A 731-nucleotide genomic window follows, 5' to 3' on the forward strand; every position below is an offset into this window, starting at 1 on the left:
AGCCGCGCCAGGCAATCCCCGCCTCCGTTGCCGCCGACATGGCCGGCATGATGAGCCACGTCGTCAGCGAGGGCACCGCGCGCCGCGCCGCCCTCGACGGCATTCCGACCGCGGGCAAGACCGGCACCACCAACGCGTATCGCGACGCCTGGTTCGTCGGCTACACCGGCAATTTCACCTGCGCGGTGTGGTACGGCAACGACGACTATTCGCCGACCAACCGCATGACCGGCGGCTCGCTGCCGGCGCAGACCTGGCACGACATCATGCTCGCGGCGCATCAGGGCGTCGAAGTCCGGGAGATCCCCGGCATCGGCATGGGCCAGAAGCTGCCGCCGCAGCATGTCAGCAACGCGCAGGCCAATGCGGCGCCGAAGATCCTGGAGACCAAGCCGGGCCCGCCGCCGGTGCTGACCAAGCGCGGCGCCGACATCCTGGTGCGCGTCGAGAAGCTGCTGGATGACGCCGCCAAGACGGCAAAGAAATCGGCCGATGCCGACACCAAGCCGGCCGGGCCGTCCTCGGCGACGAGCGCGCTCGCCTTCCCGCAGAACTATGCGGAAGAGAATGCCAACGCCTCCGTCCCGCGCAAGAACTGATCGAAACCCGTGCGGCTGATCCTGATCACATTGACGGCCCTTCTGCTCGCGACCGTGGTCGGCGTCGGCGCCACCTGGATGACGACGACGCGCGGCACCGAGATCGGCGCGCTGACGATCGGCGCCTGGACC

1 protein-coding gene is annotated in these 731 nt (G+C 69.1%); it reads left to right on the plus strand.

The window, feature by feature from the left end; genetic code table 11:
• A partial coding sequence (locus tag MOV74_RS39565) for a penicillin-binding transpeptidase domain-containing protein (protein WP_246933044.1) occupies window positions 1-599 on the plus strand: 599 nt, incomplete at its 5' end.
• Window positions 600-731 lie beyond the last annotated feature (132 nt).

It is taken from the genome of Bradyrhizobium sp. SHOUNA76 (assembly GCF_023006445.1).
GTDB lineage: Bacteria > Pseudomonadota > Alphaproteobacteria > Rhizobiales > Xanthobacteraceae > Bradyrhizobium.